20 protein-coding genes and 1 tRNA gene are annotated in these 20,358 nt (G+C 71.6%); 17 read left to right on the top strand and 4 right to left on the bottom strand.

What is annotated here, in order from left to right; translation table 11 throughout:
• Positions 1 to 112 precede the first annotated feature (112 nt).
• On the top strand, positions 113 to 559 hold the full coding sequence (locus AQI95_RS28500) for an SRPBCC family protein (RefSeq protein WP_208614285.1): 447 nt from the start codon (positions 113 to 115) through the stop codon (positions 557 to 559).
• A gap of 39 nt (positions 560 to 598) precedes the next feature.
• Positions 599 to 670 (top strand) — tRNA-Val (locus tag AQI95_RS28495).
• Positions 671 to 715: 45 nt separating this feature from the next.
• Here the strand turns inward: AQI95_RS28495 and AQI95_RS28490 are convergent.
• Positions 716 to 1,441 carry a 3'-5' exonuclease gene (locus AQI95_RS28490; RefSeq protein WP_067129921.1) on the bottom strand — a complete coding sequence of 242 codons (726 nt, stop codon included), beginning with the start codon at positions 1,439 to 1,441 and terminating at the stop codon, positions 716 to 718.
• A gap of 168 nt (positions 1,442 to 1,609) precedes the next feature.
• On the opposite strand from AQI95_RS28490, the gene AQI95_RS28485 reads away from it, so the two are divergent.
• The 3 genes from AQI95_RS28485 to thrS all read left to right on the top strand — a co-directional run bounded on the left by AQI95_RS28485 (position 1,610) and on the right by thrS (position 5,526).
• Complete coding sequence (locus AQI95_RS28485; protein WP_067129918.1) at positions 1,610 to 2,176, top strand: DUF4365 domain-containing protein; 567 nt, start codon at positions 1,610 to 1,612, stop codon at positions 2,174 to 2,176.
• Positions 2,173 to 3,405, top strand: coding sequence for a hypothetical protein (locus tag AQI95_RS28480; protein WP_067129916.1), 1,233 nt, complete (start codon positions 2,173 to 2,175; stop codon positions 3,403 to 3,405). Before AQI95_RS28485 ends, AQI95_RS28480 begins: the two co-directional genes overlap by 4 nt.
• Positions 3,406 to 3,549: 144 nt before the next feature.
• Positions 3,550 to 5,526, top strand: a complete 1,977-nt coding sequence (thrS, locus tag AQI95_RS28475; protein ID WP_067129913.1) for a threonine--tRNA ligase — start codon at positions 3,550 to 3,552, stop codon at positions 5,524 to 5,526.
• A gap of 27 nt (positions 5,527 to 5,553) precedes the next feature.
• Here the strand turns inward: thrS and AQI95_RS28470 are convergent, their stop codons facing one another.
• On the bottom strand, positions 5,554 to 6,210 hold the full coding sequence (locus AQI95_RS28470) for a potassium channel family protein (RefSeq protein ID WP_067129910.1): 657 nt from the start codon (positions 6,208 to 6,210) through the stop codon (positions 5,554 to 5,556).
• A gap of 67 nt (positions 6,211 to 6,277) precedes the next feature.
• On the opposite strand from AQI95_RS28470, the gene AQI95_RS28465 reads away from it, so the two are divergent.
• The gene (locus AQI95_RS28465; RefSeq protein WP_067129907.1) at positions 6,278 to 6,835 is read left to right on the top strand and encodes an HIT family protein; all 558 of its coding nucleotides are present in this window, start codon (positions 6,278 to 6,280) and stop codon (positions 6,833 to 6,835) included.
• 34 nt (positions 6,836 to 6,869) lie between these two features.
• On the opposite strand, the gene AQI95_RS28460 is transcribed toward AQI95_RS28465, so the two are convergent.
• On the bottom strand, positions 6,870 to 8,516 hold the full coding sequence (locus AQI95_RS28460) for a hypothetical protein (RefSeq protein WP_067129905.1): 1,647 nt from the start codon (positions 8,514 to 8,516) through the stop codon (positions 6,870 to 6,872).
• Between the two features lie 211 nt (positions 8,517 to 8,727).
• Positions 8,728 to 10,929, bottom strand: a complete 2,202-nt coding sequence (locus AQI95_RS28455) for an elongation factor G-like protein EF-G2 (RefSeq protein WP_067129903.1) — start codon at positions 10,927 to 10,929, stop codon at positions 8,728 to 8,730.
• Positions 10,930 to 11,170: 241 nt separating this feature from the next.
• On the opposite strand from AQI95_RS28455, the gene pgsA reads away from it, so the two are divergent.
• The 11 genes from pgsA to yajC all read left to right on the top strand — a co-directional run bounded on the left by pgsA (position 11,171) and on the right by yajC (position 20,307).
• Positions 11,171 to 11,890, top strand: a complete 720-nt coding sequence (pgsA, locus tag AQI95_RS28450; protein WP_067129900.1) for a phosphatidylinositol phosphate synthase — start codon at positions 11,171 to 11,173, stop codon at positions 11,888 to 11,890.
• The gene (locus AQI95_RS28445; RefSeq protein ID WP_067129897.1) at positions 11,887 to 12,795 is read left to right on the top strand and encodes a phosphatidylinositol mannoside acyltransferase; all 909 of its coding nucleotides are present in this window, start codon (positions 11,887 to 11,889) and stop codon (positions 12,793 to 12,795) included. The genes pgsA and AQI95_RS28445 overlap by 4 nt, the downstream gene beginning before the upstream one ends.
• Complete coding sequence (locus AQI95_RS28440) at positions 12,792 to 13,955, top strand: glycosyltransferase family 4 protein (RefSeq protein WP_067129894.1); 1,164 nt, start codon at positions 12,792 to 12,794, stop codon at positions 13,953 to 13,955. The genes AQI95_RS28445 and AQI95_RS28440 overlap by 4 nt, the downstream gene beginning before the upstream one ends.
• Before the next feature lie 196 nt (positions 13,956 to 14,151).
• Positions 14,152 to 14,694, top strand: coding sequence for a LemA family protein (locus AQI95_RS28435; protein WP_067129891.1), 543 nt, complete (start codon positions 14,152 to 14,154; stop codon positions 14,692 to 14,694).
• A 181-nt stretch (positions 14,695 to 14,875) separates the two neighbouring features.
• Positions 14,876 to 15,781, top strand: coding sequence for a pyridoxal 5'-phosphate synthase lyase subunit PdxS (gene pdxS / locus AQI95_RS28430; protein WP_067129888.1), 906 nt, complete (start codon positions 14,876 to 14,878; stop codon positions 15,779 to 15,781).
• A 13-nt stretch (positions 15,782 to 15,794) separates the two neighbouring features.
• The gene (gene pdxT / locus AQI95_RS28425) at positions 15,795 to 16,400 is read left to right on the top strand and encodes a pyridoxal 5'-phosphate synthase glutaminase subunit PdxT (RefSeq protein WP_067129885.1); all 606 of its coding nucleotides are present in this window, start codon (positions 15,795 to 15,797) and stop codon (positions 16,398 to 16,400) included.
• A gap of 49 nt (positions 16,401 to 16,449) precedes the next feature.
• Positions 16,450 to 17,202: a YebC/PmpR family DNA-binding transcriptional regulator gene (locus AQI95_RS28420; protein WP_067129882.1), complete on the top strand. Its 753-nt coding sequence runs from the start codon at positions 16,450 to 16,452 to the stop codon at positions 17,200 to 17,202.
• 137 nt (positions 17,203 to 17,339) lie between these two features.
• Positions 17,340 to 17,879 carry a crossover junction endodeoxyribonuclease RuvC gene (ruvC, locus tag AQI95_RS28415; RefSeq protein WP_067129879.1) on the top strand — a complete coding sequence of 180 codons (540 nt, stop codon included), beginning with the start codon at positions 17,340 to 17,342 and terminating at the stop codon, positions 17,877 to 17,879.
• On the top strand, positions 17,876 to 18,484 hold the full coding sequence (gene ruvA / locus AQI95_RS28410; RefSeq protein WP_067129876.1) for a Holliday junction branch migration protein RuvA: 609 nt from the start codon (positions 17,876 to 17,878) through the stop codon (positions 18,482 to 18,484). Before ruvC ends, ruvA begins: the two co-directional genes overlap by 4 nt.
• Positions 18,485 to 18,524: 40 nt before the next feature.
• A complete protein-coding gene (ruvB, locus tag AQI95_RS28405) occupies positions 18,525 to 19,595 on the top strand; it encodes a Holliday junction branch migration DNA helicase RuvB (RefSeq protein WP_067129874.1) in 1,071 nt (356 codons plus the stop codon).
• 208 nt (positions 19,596 to 19,803) lie between these two features.
• A complete protein-coding gene (gene yajC, locus AQI95_RS28400; protein ID WP_067129871.1) occupies positions 19,804 to 20,307 on the top strand; it encodes a preprotein translocase subunit YajC in 504 nt (167 codons plus the stop codon).
• The last annotated feature ends 51 nt before the right edge of the window (positions 20,308 to 20,358 follow it).

Here is a 20,358-nt window from a genome sequence, read left to right as displayed (position 1 = left end):
GGGCGGCGGCGCTCGCCCCGCCCGAGTGTGGCCCGGCTCACGGCACCGCGCATGAGTACGCGTACTCAGATTTATGCGGCCTTGTCCGGGTCCGTACGGGCAGACTCACCCCATGGACTGCAACCGTTACCGCTTCCTCAGCCTGTGGTCCCTGCCCGCCCCGCCGGCGGCCGTGTACGCCGTGCTGGAGCGGCCCGAGGACTATCCCCGCTGGTGGCCGCAGGTGCGGGCGGTGACCCGGCTGGACGACTCCACCGGCGTGCTGACCATCCGGTCGGTCCTGCCGTACGCCGTGACCTTCACCGCACACGAGACGGACCGCGACCCGGACGCCGGGATCCTTCGGATCGCCATGTCCGGGGACATCGACGGCTGGGCCCGCTGGACGGTCACCGCCGACGGCTGCGGCACCCTCGCCCGCTACGACCAGGTCGTGCACGTACGCAAGCCCCTGCTCAGGTGGTTCGCCGTGCCGGGACGGCCGGTCTTCCGCCTCAACCACCGGCTGATGATGGCCGCCGGGCGGCGCGGGCTGCTCCGCCACCTGGAAGCGGTTTGAAGGATCGGCGTCCGGGCCTGTATTGTTCAGTGCGTTCCCGGGCGATTAGCTCAGTGGGAGAGCGCTTCGTTCACACCGAAGAGGTCACTGGTTCGAACCCAGTATCGCCCACCCGGAGAAGGCCGGTCCGCATCTGCGGGCCGGCCTTCCGCGTGTTCACGCCGCTGCCGGCAGTTCCGGGCGCAGCGGCCAGTCCGTGCTGACGATCTCCTCCGAGCCGCTGCGCGCGAACCAGGCCTGCAGCCCGCGGGCCTGCGCCGCGTGCCAGTTGGCCTGAAGCGTGTGCAACTCGGCGGGGGTCAGGCGCTCCAGCCGGGTCGCGAAACGGCGGCCCAGGGCCCGTACGACGTCCAGGGAGGCCAGCGCGTCCGCCGCGGCCTCGTGCGCGCCCTGCAGCGTCACGCCGTAGTGCGCGCACAGGTCGGTCAGTGTGCGGCGGCCCTTGCGATAGCGGTCCAGGTGCTTGTCCAGCACCCGCGGGTCCAGCACCAGCAGCGGCACCGACTCGAACCAGCGGTCCAGCGACGACGCCCGGTGCCGGCGCAACTCCCGGTCCAGCAGCGTCAGATCGAACGGCGCGTTCATCACCACCAGCGGGCGGCCCATCGCCGCGTGCTCCGCCAGCTGTTCGGCTATCTCGTACATGACCGGCGCCGGCCAGCGGCCGTTGTGCTGCAGGTGTTCCTCCGTCAGCCCGTGCACCGCCGTCGCCGCCTCCGGCACCGGCACACCCGGGTCGACCAGCCAGCGGCAGACCCGTGGCCGGGTCCCCGGCGCGTCCTGGACGACGACGGCGGCCGACACGATCCGGTCGGTCTCGACGTCCACGCCCGTCGTCTCCGTGTCGAAGGCGGCCAGCGGCCCCTCGTACCAGGTCGTCATCTGAACCCAACTCCTCGTTCACCCACCGCAGATGACGTTCCGTCTTCTGCCCGTTTGGTGATACCCGGGCCGTTTGCGCCGTACGCCGGCAGGAGACAACAGGAGTACGGGTCTTTGCAGTTCAGCAGCCCGCAGCGGGGACACTCATTGCTTGGAAGGCTGTTGGTCATGGCCATAGCGCAGCCCGAGCGGGGCGGGCTGCTGCCCGATCGCCCGGGCACCGTCCGCGGCACGCTCGCCACCACGGCGTGCATGGAGACACTGCAGGTCGGCTATCTGCACGCGGTCGCCGCCGCAGCGGGATGCTCGCTGTCCCAGCCCTTCCCGGACAACGGCATCGACTGGCACGTCAGCCACAGCGCACCGGGGCACACGGTCGACGACGAGGTCACCATCAAGGTGCAGCTGAAGGCCACGTACCAGGTCGCGCCCAACCCTCCGGGGCGCTCCTTCTCCTTCACCCTCGACAACGACCATCTGCGCAAGCTCGCCCGCACCCCGGTCTCGGTGCACAAGATCCTGGTCGTCATGCTCGTCCCGCGCTCGCAGGACGACTGGCTGCGCGCCAGCCACGACCGGCTCGACCTCAGGCACTGCTGCTACTGGGTCAACCTCGCCGGCCACCCCATCACCGGCCGGCACCGGACCACCGTGCGGATACCGACCTCGCGCATCTTCGACGACCGGGCGCTCTGCGAGATCATGACGCGGGTCGGGACGGGAGGCAGGCCATGAGGATCCGCCCGCAGGAGGAGCTGCCACGCCAGGTCCGGCCGCATCCGGACGACCTCGCCTGGCACCGGCCCCCCGACCCCGCCCAGGTCGACCCCACCGTGCTCGGTGCCCTGCTGCACCGGCACGGCTGGCAGCGGCGCGGCGGAGCCCCGGGACGCTACGGCCGCTGGACCCCACCGGGGCCGGGCGGCGGCGGCACCAGCCTGCTGGTGCCGGAGAGCCGTGCCTTCCCCGACAGCGACGACCTGCTGGGCGAGGCCCTCGACGCCCTCGCCCGCAGCGAGACGCCGGCCGCCCGCGAGGTGCTGATCTCCCTCGCCGTGCCCAGCGACGAGATCCGCTGGTGGCGCGACACCCCGAGCGGACCGGTCGGCGCCGCGCCCTGGACGGCCGACGAGCAACTGCGCGGCGCCGCCCGGCAGATGCTCCTCGCCGCCGCGCTGTCCACCCGCGCGCGTGCCGGGTACTACGGCGCCCGGCACCGCCGCGCCGCCGCCGCGCTCCTGGAGGACGTCCTCGTCGGCCCCGCCGCGGAGGGCCGCCACCTCACCGCCTTCGCGCCCGTGCCCACCGGCCGGCCCCTCGCCGTCCGCCTCCACCAGGCCCTGTGCGCCGCCCGCGAGGCCATCGACTACCAGCGGGCCACCGGCGGCATGGACGCCTTCGACGGCGCCGTCGAGGCCGGCGTCAGCCGCGAGCTGACCGAGGCGCTGGCCGCGCTCGTCCGGGGCACCGAGGGCGCCCGGATCGCCGTCGCCTGGGCACCCGGCGCCGGCGTTCCCGAGGGGTGCGCCCCCTCCGCGGAACCCGTCGAGTTCTCCCCCGGCGACCTGCCCGTCCTGCGCGAGGCCGCCGCCCGCTATCTGCGCGAGGAACCCTCCGTGCCGGTCCGCATCACCGGCGCCGTCGTCCGTATGCGCCGCTCCGGGCCCGGCGGCGAGGGCACCGTACGGCTGCGCGTCCTCGCGGGCGCCGAGGTGCCGCACATCCGCGTCACCCTGGACGAGGAGGACTACCGCATCGCCGGCCACGCCCACCTCGTCGGAGTTCCCGTGCGGGTGCACGGCCGGCTGGAGCGCCGGGGCGGCTTCCGCCGGCTCACCGGCGCCACTGGGGTCGTGCCCGTGCAGGTCGACGAGGCCGAGCGGGACCGGCTGATGAAGGCCCTCCAGGAGAACCTGGACTTCTTCGAGGAGGCGTGCGGGGAGGCCTACGAGGACCAGGGCTGAGGGCGCGCGTGCGGCGCGGATGCGGCGTGGGTGCGCGCGGACTGTGGGTGACCGTTTCGCGGTGGGTGCCGTCGGGTCGGTACGATCGCCTGTGCGCGCGTTCCTGGTACGACGCCGCACCCCACCTTCAGTCAGGAGAGACCGGTGTCAGACGTCCGTGTGATCATCCAACGCGATTCCGAGCGGGACGAGCGCGTGGTGACGACGGGCACCACGGCCGCCGACCTCTTCGCGGGCGAGCGTTCGATCGTCGCCGCGCGTGTGGGCGGCGAGCTGAAGGACCTCAACTACGAGATCAAGGACGGCGAGACCGTCGAGGGCGTCGAGATCTCGTCCGAGGACGGCCTGAACATCCTGCGCCACTCCACCGCGCACGTCATGGCCCAGGCCGTGCAGGAGATCTTCCCCGAGGCCAAGCTGGGCATCGGCCCGCCGGTCAAGGACGGCTTCTACTACGACTTCGACGTCGAGAAGCCGTTCACGCCCGAGGACCTCAAGGCCATCGAGAAGAAGATGCAGGAGATCCAGAAGCGCGGCCAGCGCTTCTCCCGCCGCGTCGTCACCGACGAGGCGGCCCGCGAGGAGCTGGCGGACGAGCCGTACAAGCTGGAGCTGATCGGCCTCAAGGGCTCCGCCTCCAGCGACGACGGCGCGGACGTCGAGGTCGGCGCCGGCGAGCTGACGATCTACGACAACCTGGACGCCAAGACCGGCGAGCTGTGCTGGAAGGACCTCTGCCGCGGTCCGCACCTGCCCTCCACCCGCCTCATCCCGGCGTTCAAGCTGATGCGCAACGCCGCCGCCTACTGGCGCGGCAGCGAGAAGAACCCGATGCTCCAGCGCATCTACGGCACCGCCTGGCCGTCCAAGGACGAGCTGAAGGGGTACCTGGACTTCCTCGCCGAGGCCGAGAAGCGCGACCACCGCAAGCTCGGCACCGAGCTGGACCTGTTCTCCATCCCGGAGCAGATCGGCTCCGGCCTCGCGGTCTTCCATCCCAAGGGCGGCATCATCCGCCGGGTCATGGAGGACTACTCGCGCCGCCGCCACGAGGAAGAGGGCTACGAGTTCGTCTACACCCCGCACGCGACGAAGGGGAAGCTCTTCGAGACGTCCGGGCACCTGGACTGGTACGCCGAGGGCATGTACCCGCCCATGCAGCTCGACGAGGGCGTGGACTACTACCTCAAGCCCATGAACTGCCCGATGCACAACCTGATCTTCGACGCGCGCGGCCGCTCGTACCGCGAACTGCCGCTGCGCCTCTTCGAGTTCGGGACCGTGTACCGGTACGAGAAGTCGGGCGTCGTGCACGGCCTCACCCGTGCCCGCGGCTTCACCCAGGACGACGCGCACATCTACTGCACCCGTGAGCAGATGTCCGAGGAACTGGACAAGACGCTCACCTTCGTCCTCGGTCTGCTGCGCGACTACGGCCTGACCGACTTCTACCTGGAGCTGTCCACCAAGGACCCGGAGAAGTTCGTCGGCTCCGACGAGGTCTGGGAGGAAGCGACCGAGACGCTGCGCCAGGTCGCCGAGAAGCAGGGCCTGCCCCTCGTCCCGGACCCGGGCGGCGCCGCCTTCTACGGCCCGAAGATCTCCGTGCAGACCAAGGACGCCATCGGCCGGACCTGGCAGATGTCGACCATCCAGCTCGACTTCAACCTGCCCGAGCGCTTCAACCTGGAGTACACCGGCCCGGACGGCTCCAAGCAGCGCCCGGTCATGATCCACCGCGCGCTGTTCGGCTCGATCGAGCGGTTCTTCGCGGTGCTCCTGGAGCACTACGCGGGCGCGTTCCCGGCGTGGCTGGCCCCGGTCCAGGCGCTCGGCATCCCGATCGGCGACGGCCACGTCGAGTACCTGGAGAAGTTCGCGGCGGCGGCCCGGAAGAAGGGCCTGCGCGTCGAGGTGGACTCCTCCTCGGACCGGATGCAGAAGAAGATCCGCAACGCACAGAAGCAGAAGGTGCCCTTCATGGTCATCGCCGGCGACGAGGACATGTCGAACGGCTCCGTGTCGTTCCGCTACCGCGACGGCTCGCAGGAGAACGGCATCCCGTTCGACGAGGCCATCGCGAAGATCGCCCAGGTCGTTCAGGAGCGGGTCCAGGTCTGAACCGGCTGAGCCGAAGGCCCCCGGGGATCACCTCCCCGGGGGCCTTTCGTCGCCCTCCCGGTAGAAGGTCCGCATCAGCCAGGACGAGAACGAGCCCGTCACCGCGCCGAGCAGGGCGAGGCCGGCGGCCATCATGGCGCACGCGATCACCCGGCCGAGCGCGGTGACCGGTGTGATGTCGCCGTAGCCGACCGTCGTGAGCGTCGAGGCGGCCCACCAGACGGCGTCCCCGAACGTACGCATGGTGGCGTCGGGCGCCCCGCGTTCCGCCTGGTAGACCGCGAGCGCGCCGACGAAGCCGAGCAGCACGGTGGACAGGCCGGCGTAGGAGATCACCCGCGCGTGCAGGGAGAGCCGGGGCTCCCCGGCCTTCCGCTGAACGGCGTCGTACAGCGGGACGATCCGCAGCGGGCGCAGCAGCGGCAGGAGGACCACCGCCGTGTCCAGGACGTGCGCGGGGACGAACCGCAGGCCCTGGCCGCTGAGCCGCCAGCGCACCACGTAGTCCGCGGCGAACAGCAGCCAGAGGCCGAGGATCACGGACAGGCACACGACGTGCCAGAAGGCGGGCATGTCCGTGGCCAGGACATGCGTGGCGTACGCGGCCAGGTAGACCAGCGCCGCCAGGAAGAGGGGGATCTCGGCGCGCTGCTCCCAGCGCGCCGCTCGGCTGTCGTCGTCCACCGGCCAAGCTTGGCCGGACACCGGCTTCCGGCCGCCCCGGCGACACGCCGGGAACGGGCGAAGCCATATGCTGCCTAGCATGACGAGTGAGCCGGAACAGCAGATCGGAGTGGGGACGCAGGACGCGTTCCAGCGCCTGTGGACGCCCCACCGGATGGCCTACATCCAGGGCGAGAACAAGCCGAGCGGTCCGGGGGCCGACGACGGCTGTCCCTTCTGCTCGATCCCGGCCAAGTCCGACGAGGACGGACTGATCGTCCGGCGCGGCGACCATGTGTACGCCGTCCTCAACCTCTACCCGTACAACGGCGGCCATCTGATGACCGTGCCCTACCGGCACGTCGCCGACTACACCGAGCTGACCGGGCCGGAGACCGCCGAGCTGGCCGAGCTGACGAAGCAGGCCATGACCGCGCTGCGCACCGCGTCCGGTGCGCACGGCTTCAACATCGGCATGAACCAGGGCACGGTCGCGGGCGCCGGCATCGCCGCCCATCTGCACCAGCACATCGTCCCGCGCTGGGGCGGCGACACGAACTTCATGCCGGTCGTCGGCCACACCAAGGTGCTGCCGCAGCTGCTGGCCGACACGCGGAAGATGCTGGCGGAGGCCTGGTCGGCCTGAGGCCAGGCGGTGCCCTCTGCGCGGAGGGCACCCCTCACGCGTCGTACAGGTCCGCCTTCCTCGGCGTCGGGTCCTGGACCAGGCCGCTGAGCATGCCCGAGCGCGTGCCGAACTTGTCCGTGTCCACGCCGTTCTCCCGCAGCACCCTGATCGCCGCCGAGTGGACCACGCGCAGCACCGGAGTGGCGGCGCGCAGCGCGTCGTCGGCCATGAAGCGGTGCCGCCACGGCTGGTCGGCCCAGGCGTGCCGCAGACCGAACGGTTCGGGCAGGGCCAGCGAGCCGCCGAGCCAGTTGAGCAGCGGCGGGTACCAGGTCAGCGGGGCGCGCGTGGCGAGGCGCACCACCTCGTCGGTGCCCACCAGCGGCAGCTTGACCGTGCGGGTCTCCCAGGGCTTGAGGGACTTGGAGACCTCCTTGGTCGGTGCCTCCGGCTTGGAGGTGAACAGCGAGTTCACCGGTCCGAGCGCATGTCCCGTCACCTCGATCCGCAGCGTCTCGTGCAGCACCGTCACCGTGATCAGCATGGTGAGGATCAGCTGCCCGTCCCACAGCGTCCACTGCACGCCCAGGTAGTGCCGGTCGCCGCTGCCGAACTGCTGCTTGTTGCAGATGTCCTGTATCGCGTGCGGCTTGACCTGGAAGGCCTCGACGTCGGTGCCCTCGGGCCGGGACACCGCGCCGGCCTTCTCGCCGATCGGCGTGACGATCCAGTGCTTGACGGACGGCTTGGGGAAGCCGCCGGTGTTCAGCGGGCCGCGCTCCAGCCGGGCGAGCTGGTCGTGGATCGCGCGTACGACGTCCCAGCTGCGGAAGGGGTGGATCTCCCGGGTCGGGTCGGCGGGCACCAGGTCCTCGGCGAGCTGCCAGGCGCCCCAGCGGGTGCCCATGCCGAGTATGCCCTTGGGGCCGGCGTAGAAGACCGAGTTGGACTGCTGCTCGGCGGTGAGCCGGGCCAGCGACTGGCGCAGCTCCTCGGCCGCGGTCTGGTCGGGTCCCCGCGGCACGGCCTCGGGGACCTTGGCGCCGACGCTGGTGCCCGAGAGCAGGCCGTCCCAGCGGGCCCGCAGGTCCTTGGCCGTGCCCTCGCAGATCCGCTTGGCCCAGAACCAGCCGAGGACGGGGAGGGCGACGCACGCGCGGGCGTACCAGGCCCAGAAGCCGTGGAACGGCATCTTGATCAGGAACAGCGCGGCGAGCACTCCGACGACGAGCAGCAGGACGGTGGCGAGCGTCCCGGCCCGCTTGTCGTCGCGCTTGGCGATGTACGTGCGCAGCTGGAAGACCAGCAGCCAGGCGATCAGTCCGGGCAGGAAGAGCACGCCGCACACGAGCGTCACGGCGGTGAGGCGGTTGTCGCGCTCCCGGCGGATGTTGTTGGCCGCGAGGCAGTGCTCGACGACGAACTGGGGCTCGGAGCCGAAGGACTGGATGAGCGGCTTGCGGCCGGGAGCGAGCATCCGGGCGACCACGGCCCGGGAGAAGGCCTCACCCAGATTGGGGCGCAGCAGTGCGATCCGGCCGGCCTTGACCGTCGACTGATGCCATTCGTTGTCGGCCTTCTTGATCTCCTCGATCAGGCTGTCCCGGTAGGCGGCGGAGGCCAGCGCGGAGGTCGCCGCCTGGCCCTCGTCGCCCAGGACGGGCACCTGGGGCCCGTCCCACTCCGTTCCCAACGACATTCCCGCCCCCTCGGCCGCCGGCGTCGTCTCTGCGGCCTTCCCGACTTCCTTGCTCCGCACACCTGTTGAACAGGCTGTCGTGCCGATCGCCCGTCATGACCGGACGACTTCGGCATGACGTGATCAGGTGATCAGCGTATCCGCCGCCACCGACAACCCGCGGGCGGACGGCCGAAGCCGCCCGCCCGCGCTCCCTGCCGAGCGCCGTGGACTAGGCGTTCTCGCCCGCCTGTTCGCGGATCCGCTCGGCGATCTGCGCCGGCATCGGCTCGTGCCGGGCGTAGGCGCGGTCGAAGCGCGCCGTGCCGTGCGACAGCGAGCGCAGGTCGACCGCGTACCGGCCGATCTCGAACTCGGGCACCTCCGCCCGGATCAGGGTCCGCTCCGAGCCCACCTGCTCGGTGCCGAGCACCCGGCCGCGCCTGCCGGACAGGTCGCTCATCACCGCGCCCACGTAGTCGTCGCCGACCAGCACGGACACCTCGGCCACCGGCTCCAGCAGATGGATCTTCGCGTCCGCCGCGGCCTCGCGCAGCGCGAGCGCGCCCGCGGTCTGGAAGGCGGCGTCGGAGGAGTCCACCGAGTGCGCCTTGCCGTCCAGCAGCGTGACCCGCACGTCCACCAGCTGATAGCCGGCGGCGACGCCCTTGGCGGCCTGAGCCCGTATGCCCTTCTCCACGGACGGGATGAACTGGCGCGGTACGGCGCCGCCGACCACCTTGTCCACGAACTCGACGCCCGAGCCGCCCGGCAGCGGCTCCACCTCGATCTCGCAGATGGCGTACTGCCCGTGCCCGCCGGACTGCTTCACATGCCGCCCGCGCCCGGTGGCCTTGTGCGCGAACGTCTCACGCAGGGAGACCCGGTGCGGGACGACGTCGACCTGGACGCCGTAGCGGCTGCGCAGCCGTTCCATGGCGACGTCCGCGTGCGCCTCGCCCAGGCACCACAGGACCACCTGGTGGGTGTCCGGGTTCTGCTCCAGACGCATCGTCGGGTCCTCGGCCACCAGGCGGGACAGGCCCTGCGAGAGCTTGTCCTCGTCGGCCTTGCTGTGCGCCTGGATCGCGAGCGGCAGCAGCGGGTCGGGCATCCGCCAGGGCTCCATCAGCAGCGGGTCGTCCTTCGCGGAGAGCGTGTCCCCGGTCTCGGCGCGCCCGAGCTTGGCCACGCACACCAGGTCGCCGGCGACGGCGTGCGTCACCGGGCGCTGCTGCTTGCCGAAGGGCATGGCCAGGGCGCCGATCTTCTCGTCGACGTCATGGTCCTCGTGGCCGCGGTCCTCCAGCCCGTGCCCGGAGACGTGCACCGTCTGGTCGGGGCGCAGGGTGCCGGAGAAGATGCGGACCAGGGAGACGCGGCCGACGTAGGGGTCGGAGGCGGTCTTCACGACCTCGGCGACCAGCGGACCGCCGGTGTCGCAGGGCTTCAGCTCGCGCGGCTTGCCGTCGATGGTGCTGATGCCCGGCAGCGGGTGCTCGAACGGGGTCGGGAATCCGCCGGTGACCAGCTCCAGCAGCTCGACCGTGCCGAGCCCCTGCCGCGCGCCCTCGGCCGCGGGGGCGGCGGCCAGGACCGGGAAGAAGGAGCCGCGGGCCACCGCCCGCTCCAGGTCCTCGATCAGCGTCCCGACGTCGACCTGCTCACCGCCGAGATAGCGGTCCATGAGGGTCTCGTCCTCGCTCTCGGCGATGATCCCCTCGATCAGCCGGTTGCGGGCCTCCTCGATGCCCGGCAGCTGCTCCGCGCCGGGCTCGGACTCCTTGCGCTCCCCGGTGGAGTAGTCGAACAGCTTCCGCGACAGCAGCCCGACCAGCCCGGTCACGGGCGCGTGCCCGTCGGGGCCCTCGGGGGCGCGCAACGGCAGGTACAGCGGGAGCACGGCGTCCGGGTCGTCCCCGCCGAACGCCTCCGCGCAGCGGCGGGTCATCTCCTCGAAGTCCGCCCGCGCGGCCTCCAGGTGCGTGATCACGATCGCGCGCGGCATGCCGACGGCCGCGCACTCCTCCCACACCATCCGGGTCGAGCCGTCCACGCCGTCGGAGGCCGAGACGATGAAGAGGGCCGCGTCCGCGGCGCGCAGACCGGCCCTCAGCTCCCCGACGAAGTCGGCGTATCCGGGAGTGTCGAGGAGGTTGATCTTGATGCCCTCCCATTCGACCGGCACCAGGGACAGCTGTACGGAGCGCTGCTGCCGGTGCTCGATCTCGTCGTAGTCCGAGACGGTGCCGCCGTCCTCCACGCGGCCCGCCCGGTTCACCGCCCCCGCACTCAGCGCGAGGGCCTCCACCAGAGTCGTCTTGCCCGAACCGGAGTGGCCGACCAGCACCACATTCCGTACAGACGCGGGCTGGTCGGCCTCCAGAGCCCTGCCGGCGGCCCCGGGGTGGTGTGTCTGTGCCTTGTCGCCCATGATCCTGCCTCCCGTGCACGGTGAGGTCACTGTGGGCGCGGACGCGCGGGACCCGCGTGGTGTGGCGGCTCCGGCGACGCCCGCGGTTATACGAGCTTTCCACTCCCGTCACGCTGCGTCCATACGAACGACAGCCACGGGCACCGAGCGCACCTCGCGCGCCCCGCGCACGGCGGCGTACGCCGGTTCGCGCCACGGGCTGCGGGTGCCCGCCCGTCACGTACGCGCGCGCCTGGCTACGATGGGCCAGCCGGGGGCCACCAGGGGCCGCGGCGACACGACCGTCGGGAAGGCCATGCTGAACAAGTACGCGCGTGCATTTTTCACGCGTGTCCTCACACCGTTCGCCGCGTTTCTCATCCGGCGGGGGGTGAGCCCCGACACGGTCACGCTCATCGGCACCGCCGGTGTGGTGGCGGGCGCGCTGGTCTTCTACCCCCGGGGCGAGTTCTTCTGGGGCACGGTCGTGATCACCCTGTTCGTCTTCTCCGACCTGGTCGACGGCAACATGGCCCGCCAGCTGGGCCGCTCCAGCCGCTGGGGTGCCTTCCTGGACTCCACTCTCGACCGGGTGGCCGACGGCGCGATCTTCGGCGGCTTCGCGCTCTGGTACGCGGGCAACGGGAACGACAACGTCCTGTGCGCCGTCTCGATCTTCTGCCTGGCCAGCGGCCAGGTGGTGTCGTACACCAAGGCGCGGGGCGAGTCGATCGGGCTGCCGGTCGCCGTGAACGGGCTCGTCGAGCGTGCCGAGCGGCTGGTGATCTCGCTGGTCGCGGCAGGTTTCGCGGGCCTGCACACGTTCGGTGTGCCGGGCATCCAGTGGCTGCTGCCGATCGCCCTGTGGATCGTCGCCGTCGGCAGCCTCATCACGCTGGTCCAGCGTGTCGTCACCGTCCGCCGCGAGTCCGCCGAGGCGGAGGAGGCGGCCCGGCAGAGCGCCGGCGAGGCCGCGAAGTGAGCGCCGCCGAACGTCTCACCGACGGGCTGTACGGGCTCGGCTGGAGCACCGTCAAGAAGCTCCCCGAACCCGTCGCGGTCCGCCTCGGCCGGACGATCGCCGACCTCGCCTGGAAGCAGCGCGGCAAGGGCGTGGAGCGCCTCGAGTCCAACTACGCGCGCGTGGTGCGAGGCGCCACGCCCGAGCGCCTCGCCGAGCTGTCGCGCGCGGGCATGCGCTCGTACCTGCGCTACTGGATGGAGTCCTTCCGGCTGCCGGCCTGGAGCACCGCGCGCGTGAAGAGCGGCTTCGACCCCAAGGACATCCACTTCCTCACCGACGGGCTGGCCTCCGGGCAGGGCGTGATCCTCGCGCTGCCGCACATGGCCAACTACGACCTGGCCGGCGCCTGGGTCACCACCAAGCTGGAGACGCCGTTCACGACGGTCGCCGAACGGCTCAAGCCGGAGACGCTGTACGACCGTTTCGTCGCCTACCGCGAGGGCCTCGGGATGGAGGTCCTGCCGCACAGCGGCGGCTCCGCCTTCGGCACCCTGGCCCGGCGGCTGCGCGAGGGCGGACTGGTCTGCCTGGTCGCCGACCGGGACCTGTCCGCCTCCGGCGTGGAGGTCGACTTCTTCGGCGAGACCACCCGGATGCCCGCGGGCCCGGCGCTGCTCGCCCAGCAGACCGGCGCCCTGCTGCTGCCGGTCACCCTCTGGTACGACGACTCGCCGATCATGCGCGGCCAGGTGCATCCCCCGGTCGAGGTGCCCGAGTCAGGTACGCGGGCCGAGAAGACGTCTGTCATGACGCAGGCGCTGGCCGACGCCTTCGCCACCGGGATCGCCGACCATCCGGAGGACTGGCACATGCTGCAGCGGCTGTGGCTCGCCGACCTCGACCCCGCGAAGGGACCCTCGTGAGAATCGGGATCGTCTGCCCGTACTCCTGGGACGTGCCCGGCGGCGTCCAGTTCCACATCCGCGACCTCGCCGAGTACTTCATCCGCCTCGGCCACGACGTGTCCGTCCTCGCCCCGGCCGACGACGACACACCGCTGCCGCCGTACGTCGTCTCGGCCGGCCGCGCGGTCCCGGTGCCGTACAACGGCTCGGTGGCCCGGCTGAACTTCGGTTTCCTGTCCGCCGCGCGGGTGCGTCGCTGGCTGCACGAGGGCGCCTTCGACGTGGTCCACATCCACGAGCCGACCTCGCCCTCGCTGGGCCTGCTGACCTGCTGGGCGGCCTCCGGCCCGATCGTGGCCACCTTCCACACCTCCAACCCGCGCTCGCGCGCCATGATCGCCGCGTACTCCATCCTCCAGGCGGCCCTGGAGAAGATCAGCGCGCGGATCGCGGTCAGCGAGTACGCCCGCCGCACCCTGGTCGAGCACCTCGGCGGGGACGCGGTGGTCATCCCCAACGGCGTCGACGTGGACTTCTTCGCCGAGGCCGAGCCGAAGCCGGAGTGGCAGGGGGAGACGATCGGCTTCATCGGCCGGATCGACGAGCCCCGCAAGGGCCTGCCGGTGCTGATGGAGGCCCTGCCGAAGATCCTGGCCGCCCGCCCGGGGGCCCGGCTGCTGGTCGCCGGCCGCGGGGACGAGGAGGCGGCGGTCGAGGACCTGCCGAAGGAACTGCGCTCGCGGGTGGAGTTCCTCGGCATGATCAGCGACGAGGACAAGGCGCGCTTCCTGCGCAGCATCGACCTGTACGTCGCGCCCAACACCGGCGGCGAGAGCTTCGGCATCATCCTGGTCGAGGCGATGTCGGCGGGCGCGCCCGTGCTCGCCTCCGACCTGGACGCCTTCGTACAGGTCCTCGACCAGGGCGAGGCGGGCGAGGTCTTCGCCAACGAGGACGCCGACGCGCTCGCCGAGGCGGCCGTGCGGCTGCTGGCGGACCCGGCCCGGCGCGCCGAGCTGCGCGACCGCGGCAGCGCCCATGTGCGGCGGTTCGACTGGTCGACGGTCGGCGCGGACATCCTGTCCGTGTACGAGACGGTGACCGCCGGAGCGGCGGCGGTCGCGGCGGACGAGCGCGCGACGGGCCTGCGGGCCCGGTTCGGACTGGCGCGCGACTGACGGCGGGAGTGTCCGGGGCGGTGCGGGACTGACGGCGGGAGTGTCCGGGGCGGCGCCGCACCGTCGGGGGAGCGTCTCGGGCGGCGTGGGACCGACCGCGGGAGCGTTCGGGGCGGTGCCGGGCAGTCACACGGTGCCCGGGGCCGGTGCGGGACGGCCCGCAAGGGCGCCCGCCGGCAGCCGGTAGCCTTCGGCGGTGACCGCAACCCTCATCTGGATCCTCGTCGCACTCGTCGCGATCGGCGTGTACCTGAGCTGGACGGCCGGGCGGCTGGACCGGCTGCACGTGCGCATGGACGCCGCACGGGCCGCGCTCGACGCACAGCTGCTGCGCCGGGCTTCCGTCGCGCAGGAGCTCGCGACCTCGGGGGTGCTGGACCCGGCCGCCTCGATCGTGCTGTACGAGGCCGCGCACGCGGCCCGGCAGGCCGAGGAGGAGCAGCGGGAGGTCGCCGAGAGCGAGCTGAGCCAGGCGCTGCGCGCGGTGTTCGAGGACCCGGCCCAGGTGGAGGCCGTGCGGGAGGCTCCGGGCGGCGAGCAGGCGGCCGGTGAGCTGGCCGAGGCGGTGCGCCGGGTCCCGATGGCCCGCCGGTTCCACAACGACGCCGTGGGGGCCGCCCGCAGGCTGCGCGAGCACCGCAAGGTCCGCTGGTTCCGGCTGGCCGGCCACGCCCCGTTCCCGCTGGCCTTCGAGATGGACGACGAGCCCCCCGCGGCTCTGGTGGAGAGGGCCGCCTGACCCGCACCGGGAGCAGGCCGGGCCCCGGACGGAGGGCTGTCTGAACCCCAGGTGGCGGGCCGGCTGAACCCCCGGTGGACGAAAAGGATCCACCGGCTTGCCATTGGCCCTTGCTGTGGCCTGGTCCACTCGCGTTTCCTCGTGACAGCAGAAGCCCTCTTTCACATCAGCGAGGTCACCCGTGTCCACCACCGAGAACCAGGCTCCCGAGACCGGCACCGCCCGAGTGAAGCGCGGTATGGCCGAGCAGCTCAAGGGCGGCGTGATCATGGACGTCGTCACCCCGGAGCAGGCGAAGATCGCCGAGGACGCGGGTGCCGTCGCCGTCATGGCCCTGGAGCGGGTCCCGGCCGACATCCGCAAGGACGGCGGCGTGGCCCGTATGTCCGACCCGGACATGATCGAGGGCATCATCGACGCCGTCTCGATCCCGGTCATGGCCAAGTCCCGCATCGGCCACTTCGTCGAGGCCCAGGTGCTGCAGTCCCTCGGTGTCGACTACATCGACGAGTCCGAGGTCCTCACCCCGGCCGACGAGGTCAACCACTCCGACAAGTGGTCCTTCACCACGCCGTTCGTCTGCGGCGCCACCAACCTGGGCGAGGCCCTGCGCCGCATCGCCGAGGGCGCCGCGATGATCCGCTCCAAGGGCGAGGCCGGCACCGGCAACGTCGTCGAGGCCGTCCGGCACCTGCGCCAGATCAAGAACGAGATCGCCCGCCTGCGCGGCTTCGACAACCACGAGCTGTACGCCGCCGCCAAGGAGCTGCGCGCCCCGTACGAGCTGGTCAAGGAGGTCGCCGAGCTGGGCAAGCTCCCGGTCGTGCTGTTCTCCGCCGGTGGCGTCGCCACCCCGGCCGACGCGGCCCTGATGCGCCAGCTCGGCGCCGAGGGTGTCTTCGTGGGCTCCGGCATCTTCAAGTCCGGCGACCCGGCCAAGCGCGCCGCCGCCATCGTGAAGGCCACCACCTTCTACGACGACCCGAAGATCATCGCGGACGCGTCCCGCAACCTGGGCGAGGCCATGGTCGGCATCAACTGCGACACCCTTCCCGAGGCCGAGCGCTACGCCAACCGCGGCTGGTAAGGCACTGACACACATGAACACCCCCGTCATAGGCGTCCTGGCCCTCCAGGGCGACGTACGGGAGCACCTCATCGCCCTGGCCGCGGCCGACGCCGTGGCCAGGCCGGTGCGGCGCCCCGAGGAACTCGCCGAGGTCGACGGTCTCGTCCTGCCCGGCGGCGAGTCCACCACCATCTCCAAACTCGCTGTCCTCTTCGGTGTGATGGAGCCCCTCCGCGCGCGCGTGCAGGCCGGCATGCCCGTCTACGGCACCTGCGCCGGAATGATCATGCTCGCCGACAAGATCCTCGACCCGCGCTCGGGCCAGGAGACCATCGGCGGCATCGACATGATCGTGCGCCGCAACGCCTTCGGGCGGCAGAACGAGTCGTTCGAGGCCGCGGTCGACGTGCGGGGCATCGCGGGCGATCCTGTGGAGGGCGTCTTCATCCGCGCCCCCTGGGTGGAGTCCGTGGGCGCCGGGGCCGAGGTGCTCGCCGAGCACGGCGGCCACATCGTCGCCGTCCGCCAGGGCAACGCGCTCGCCACGTCGTTCCACCCGGAACTGACCGGCGATCACCGCGTGCACGCGCTGTTCGTCGACATGGTGCGCGCCAACCGGACACCGGAGTCCTTGTAGGATCTCTGGAGTTCGTTGCAGAGATGGGTTACGCGAAGGAGACAGGCAGATGTCCGGCCACTCTAAATGGGCTACGACGAAGCACAAGAAGGCCGTGATCGACGCCAAGCGCGGCAAGCTCTTCGCGAAGCTGATCAAGAACATCGAGGTCGCGGCGCGTATGGGCGGCGTCGACCTCGAGGGCAACCCGACGCTCTACGACGCCGTCCAGAAGGCCAAGAAGCAGTCGGTGCCGAACAAGAACATCGACTCCGCGATCAAGCGCGGTGGCGGTCTCGAGGCCGGCGGCGCCGACTACGAGACGATCATGTACGAGGGCTACGGCCCCAACGGTGTCGCCGTGCTCATCGAGTGCCTCACCGACAACCGCAACCGCGCCGCCTCCGACGTCCGTGTCGCCATGACCCGCAACGGCGGCTCCATGGCCGACCCGGGTTCGGTGTCGTACCTCTTCAACCGCAAGGGCGTCGTCATCGTCCCCAAGGGCGAGCTGACCGAGGACGACGTCCTCGGTGCCGTCCTGGAGGCGGGCGCCGAGGAGGTCAACGACCTCGGCGAGTCCTTCGAGGTGCTCAGCGAGGCCACCGACCTGGTCGCGGTCCGCACCGCCCTCCAGGAGTCCGGCATCGACTACGACTCCGCCGAGGCCAACTTCGTCCCGACCATGCAGGTCGAGCTGGACGAGGAGGGCGCCAAGAAGATCTTCAAGCTGATCGACGCCATCGAGGACAGCGACGATGTGCAGAACGTCTTCGCGAACTTCGACGTCAGCGACGAGATCATGGAGAAGGTCGACGCGTAACACCGCCACGAGCTGCGCAGGTCTCACGGGCCGACGGGACAACCCGTCGGCCCGTCGCCGTGCCGGGCGCCGGTGCACGGCGTTGTCAGCGGCAACCGATAGCCTGCACAAACAGGCGATCGAGGGGAGGGGGCGCGGTGCGCGTACTGGGGGTGGACCCCGGGCTGACCCGGTGCGGTGTCGGTGTCGTCGAGGGCGTCGCGGGCCGCCCGCTCACCATGCTCGGCGTCGGTGTCGTCCGCACACCCGCGGACGCCGACCTCAGCCACCGCCTCGTCGCGATCGAGCAGGGCATGGAGGAGTGGCTGGACGAGCACCGGCCCGAGTTCGTCGCCGTCGAGCGCGTCTTCAGCCAGCACAACGTACGCACCGTGATGGGCACCGCCCAGGCCAGCGCCGTGGCCATGCTGTGCGCCGCCCGGCGCGGGATCCCCGTCGCCCTGCACACCCCGAGCGAGGTCAAGGCCGCCGTCACCGGCAGCGGACGCGCCGACAAGGCACAGGTCGGCGCCATGGTCACCCGGCTGCTGCGGCTCTCCGCACCGCCCAAGCCGGCCGACGCCGCCGACGCCCTCGCGCTCGCCATCTGCCACATCTGGCGCGCCCCCGCCCAGAACCGGCTCCAGCAGGCCGTCGCCCGCCACACACTCAACGCAACGAAAGGCCGTACGGCATGATCGCCTTCGTCAGCGGCACGGTCGCCGCACTCGCTCCCGATGCCGCGGTCGTCGAGGTCGGCGGCGTCGGCATGGCCGTCCAGTGCACGCCGAACACACTCTCCGCGCTCCGCGTCGGCCGGCCCGCCAAGCTGCACACCTCACTCGTGGTCCGCGAGGACTCGCTGACCCTGTACGGCTTCTGCGACGACGACGAGCGCCAGGTCTTCGAGCTGCTGCAGACCGCGAGCGGCGTCGGCCCGCGACTGGCCCAGGCCATGCTCGCCGTGCACCATCCGGACGCGCTGCGCCGCGCCGTCGCCACCAGCGACGAGAAGGCGCTCACCGCCGTCCCCGGCATCGGCAAGAAGGGCGCGCAGAAGCTGCTGCTGGAGCTGAAGGACAGGCTCGGCGAGCCCGTCGGTACGGCCCCCGCGATCGGCGCGCCGGTCACCCAGGGCTGGCGCGACCAGCTGCACGCGGCCCTCATCGGCCTCGGCTACGCCACCCGCGAGGCCGACGAGGCGGTCGCCGCCGTGGCCCCCCAGGCCGAGGCCGCGGGCGTGCCGCCCCAGGTGGGCCAGCTGCTGAAGGCCGCCCTGCAGACCCTGAACCGCGCGCGCTGACCCCTGCGACGCTGACCCACGACGATCGAGGCACACTCATATGAACTGGGACGATTCCATCGACACCCCCGCCTCCGAGCGGCTCGTCGGTGCGTCCGCCGACGGGGAGGACCAGGCCGTCGAGGCCGCCCTGCGCCCCAAGGACCTCGGCGAGTTCATCGGCCAGGAGAAGGTCCGCGAACAGCTCGACCTCGTCCTGCGGGCCGCACGCGCGCGCGGGGCCACGGCCGACCATGTGCTGCTCTCGGGCGCCCCCGGGCTGGGCAAGACGACCCTGTCGATGATCATCGCGGCCGAGATGGGCGCCCCCATCCGCATCACCTCCGGCCCGGCCATCCAGCACGCGGGCGACCTCGCCGCGATCCTCTCCTCCCTCCAGGAGGGCGAGGTCCTCTTCCTCGACGAGATCCACCGCATGTCCCGGCCCGCCGAGGAGATGCTGTACATGGCGATGGAGGACTTCCGCGTCGACGTCATCGTCGGCAAGGGCCCCGGCGCCACCGCCATCCCGCTGGAGCTGCCGCCGTTCACGCTGGTCGGCGCGACCACGCGCGCGGGCCTGCTGCCGCCCCCGCTGCGCGACCGCTTCGGCTTCACCGCGCACATGGAGTTCTACGAGCCGCGCGAACTGGAGCGCGTCGTGCACCGCTCGGCGAATCTGCTGGACGTCGAGATCGATCCGGACGGCGCCGCCGAGATCGCCGGCCGTTCCCGCGGCACACCCCGTATCGCCAACCGCCTGCTGCGCCGCGTCCGCGACTATGCGCAGGTCAAGGCGGACGGCCTGATCACCCGGGAGATCGCCGAGGCCGCGCTCGCCGTGTACGAGGTCGACGCGCGCGGCCTCGACCGCCTCGACCGCGCGGTGCTGAATGCCCTGCTGAAACTGTTCGGCGGCGGCCCGGTCGGCCTGTCCACGCTCGCCGTCGCGGTGGGGGAGGAGCGCGAGACCGTCGAGGAGGTCGCCGAGCCCTTCCTCGTCCGCGAGGGACTGCTCGCCCGCACCCCGCGCGGCCGGGTCGCGACGCCCGCTGCCTGGGCGCACCTCGGCCTGACTCCGCCCCGCCAGGCGACCGGGGGAAACGGACAACAGGACCTGTTCGGCACCTGACGGCGCGGTGGTGCCCGTGATGTCTCCGTGATGTCTCCGTGACGGCGAAGGCATTGGCCCGAGCAGGAACCCAGGTGCCATGCTGAGCGTTGTTCCATGCGCGCGGACTCGCTTAGACTCCGCCGATGCCGCCTTTGCGGGCGGTGCCGACCAGCCCCCATCAAACAGGCCGCTCACCCGCGCGGTCGCGCGAAGGAAATTCCGTCCCGTGAATGCCTATACCCTTCTCCCGTTCATCGTGCTCATCGCGGCCATGTTCCTGATGACGCGTTCGGCCAAGAAGAAGCAGCAGCAGGCCGCGAACATGCGGAACGAGATGCAGCCCGGCTCCGGTGTCCGCACGATCGGGGGGGTGTACGCGACGGTCAAGGAGGTCCACGAGGAGACGGTCCTCCTCGACGCCGGGCCCGGCGTCGAGCTCCTCTTCGCCAAGAACGCGATCGGCGCCGTCCTCAGCGACGACGAGTACAACCGCATCGTCCACGGCATCGAGCACGACCTGAAGTCCGACGCCGACATCGTCCCGGACGACGCGTCCTCCCTCACCGAGACCGACGAGTCCGACTCGCCCGCTGCCGCCGCCTCCGACGACAAGGCCGTCGACCTGGGTAAGAAGGATGCTGGCGAGGACAGCACCGACGCGGCCGAGGCCGCCGAGGCCAAGGCGGAGGACGAGCCGAAGAAGACCGACGGCGATTCCGACGCGAAGTAGTCACGCCCCGGTGGTGCGTCGCGCGGCATAATCCGCCCCGCGCACCACCGG

The sequence above is a fragment of the Streptomyces yokosukanensis genome (assembly GCF_001514035.1).
In the GTDB taxonomy this organism is placed as follows: domain Bacteria; phylum Actinomycetota; class Actinomycetes; order Streptomycetales; family Streptomycetaceae; genus Streptomyces; species Streptomyces yokosukanensis.
This window is presented reverse-complemented; position numbering and strand designations above follow the sequence as displayed.

Coding starts and splice junctions, on each gene's coding strand:
- AQI95_RS28500 (WP_208614285.1), top strand. CDS start 113: ATGGACTGCAACCGTTACCGCTTCCTCAGCCTGTGGTCCCTGCCCGCC.
- AQI95_RS28490 (WP_067129921.1), bottom strand. CDS start 1,441: ATGACGACCTGGTACGAGGGGCCGCTGGCCGCCTTCGACACGGAGACG.
- AQI95_RS28485 (WP_067129918.1), top strand. CDS start 1,610: ATGGCCATAGCGCAGCCCGAGCGGGGCGGGCTGCTGCCCGATCGCCCG.
- AQI95_RS28480 (WP_067129916.1), top strand. CDS start 2,173: ATGAGGATCCGCCCGCAGGAGGAGCTGCCACGCCAGGTCCGGCCGCAT.
- AQI95_RS28465 (WP_067129907.1), top strand. CDS start 6,278: ATGCTGCCTAGCATGACGAGTGAGCCGGAACAGCAGATCGGAGTGGGG.
- AQI95_RS28460 (WP_067129905.1), bottom strand. CDS start 8,516: ATGTCGTTGGGAACGGAGTGGGACGGGCCCCAGGTGCCCGTCCTGGGC.
- AQI95_RS28455 (WP_067129903.1), bottom strand. CDS start 10,929: ATGGGCGACAAGGCACAGACACACCACCCCGGGGCCGCCGGCAGGGCT.
- pgsA (WP_067129900.1), top strand. CDS start 11,171: ATGGGCCAGCCGGGGGCCACCAGGGGCCGCGGCGACACGACCGTCGGG.
- pdxT (WP_067129885.1), top strand. CDS start 15,795: ATGAACACCCCCGTCATAGGCGTCCTGGCCCTCCAGGGCGACGTACGG.
- AQI95_RS28420 (WP_067129882.1), top strand. CDS start 16,450: ATGTCCGGCCACTCTAAATGGGCTACGACGAAGCACAAGAAGGCCGTG.
- ruvA (WP_067129876.1), top strand. CDS start 17,876: ATGATCGCCTTCGTCAGCGGCACGGTCGCCGCACTCGCTCCCGATGCC.
- ruvB (WP_067129874.1), top strand. CDS start 18,525: ATGAACTGGGACGATTCCATCGACACCCCCGCCTCCGAGCGGCTCGTC.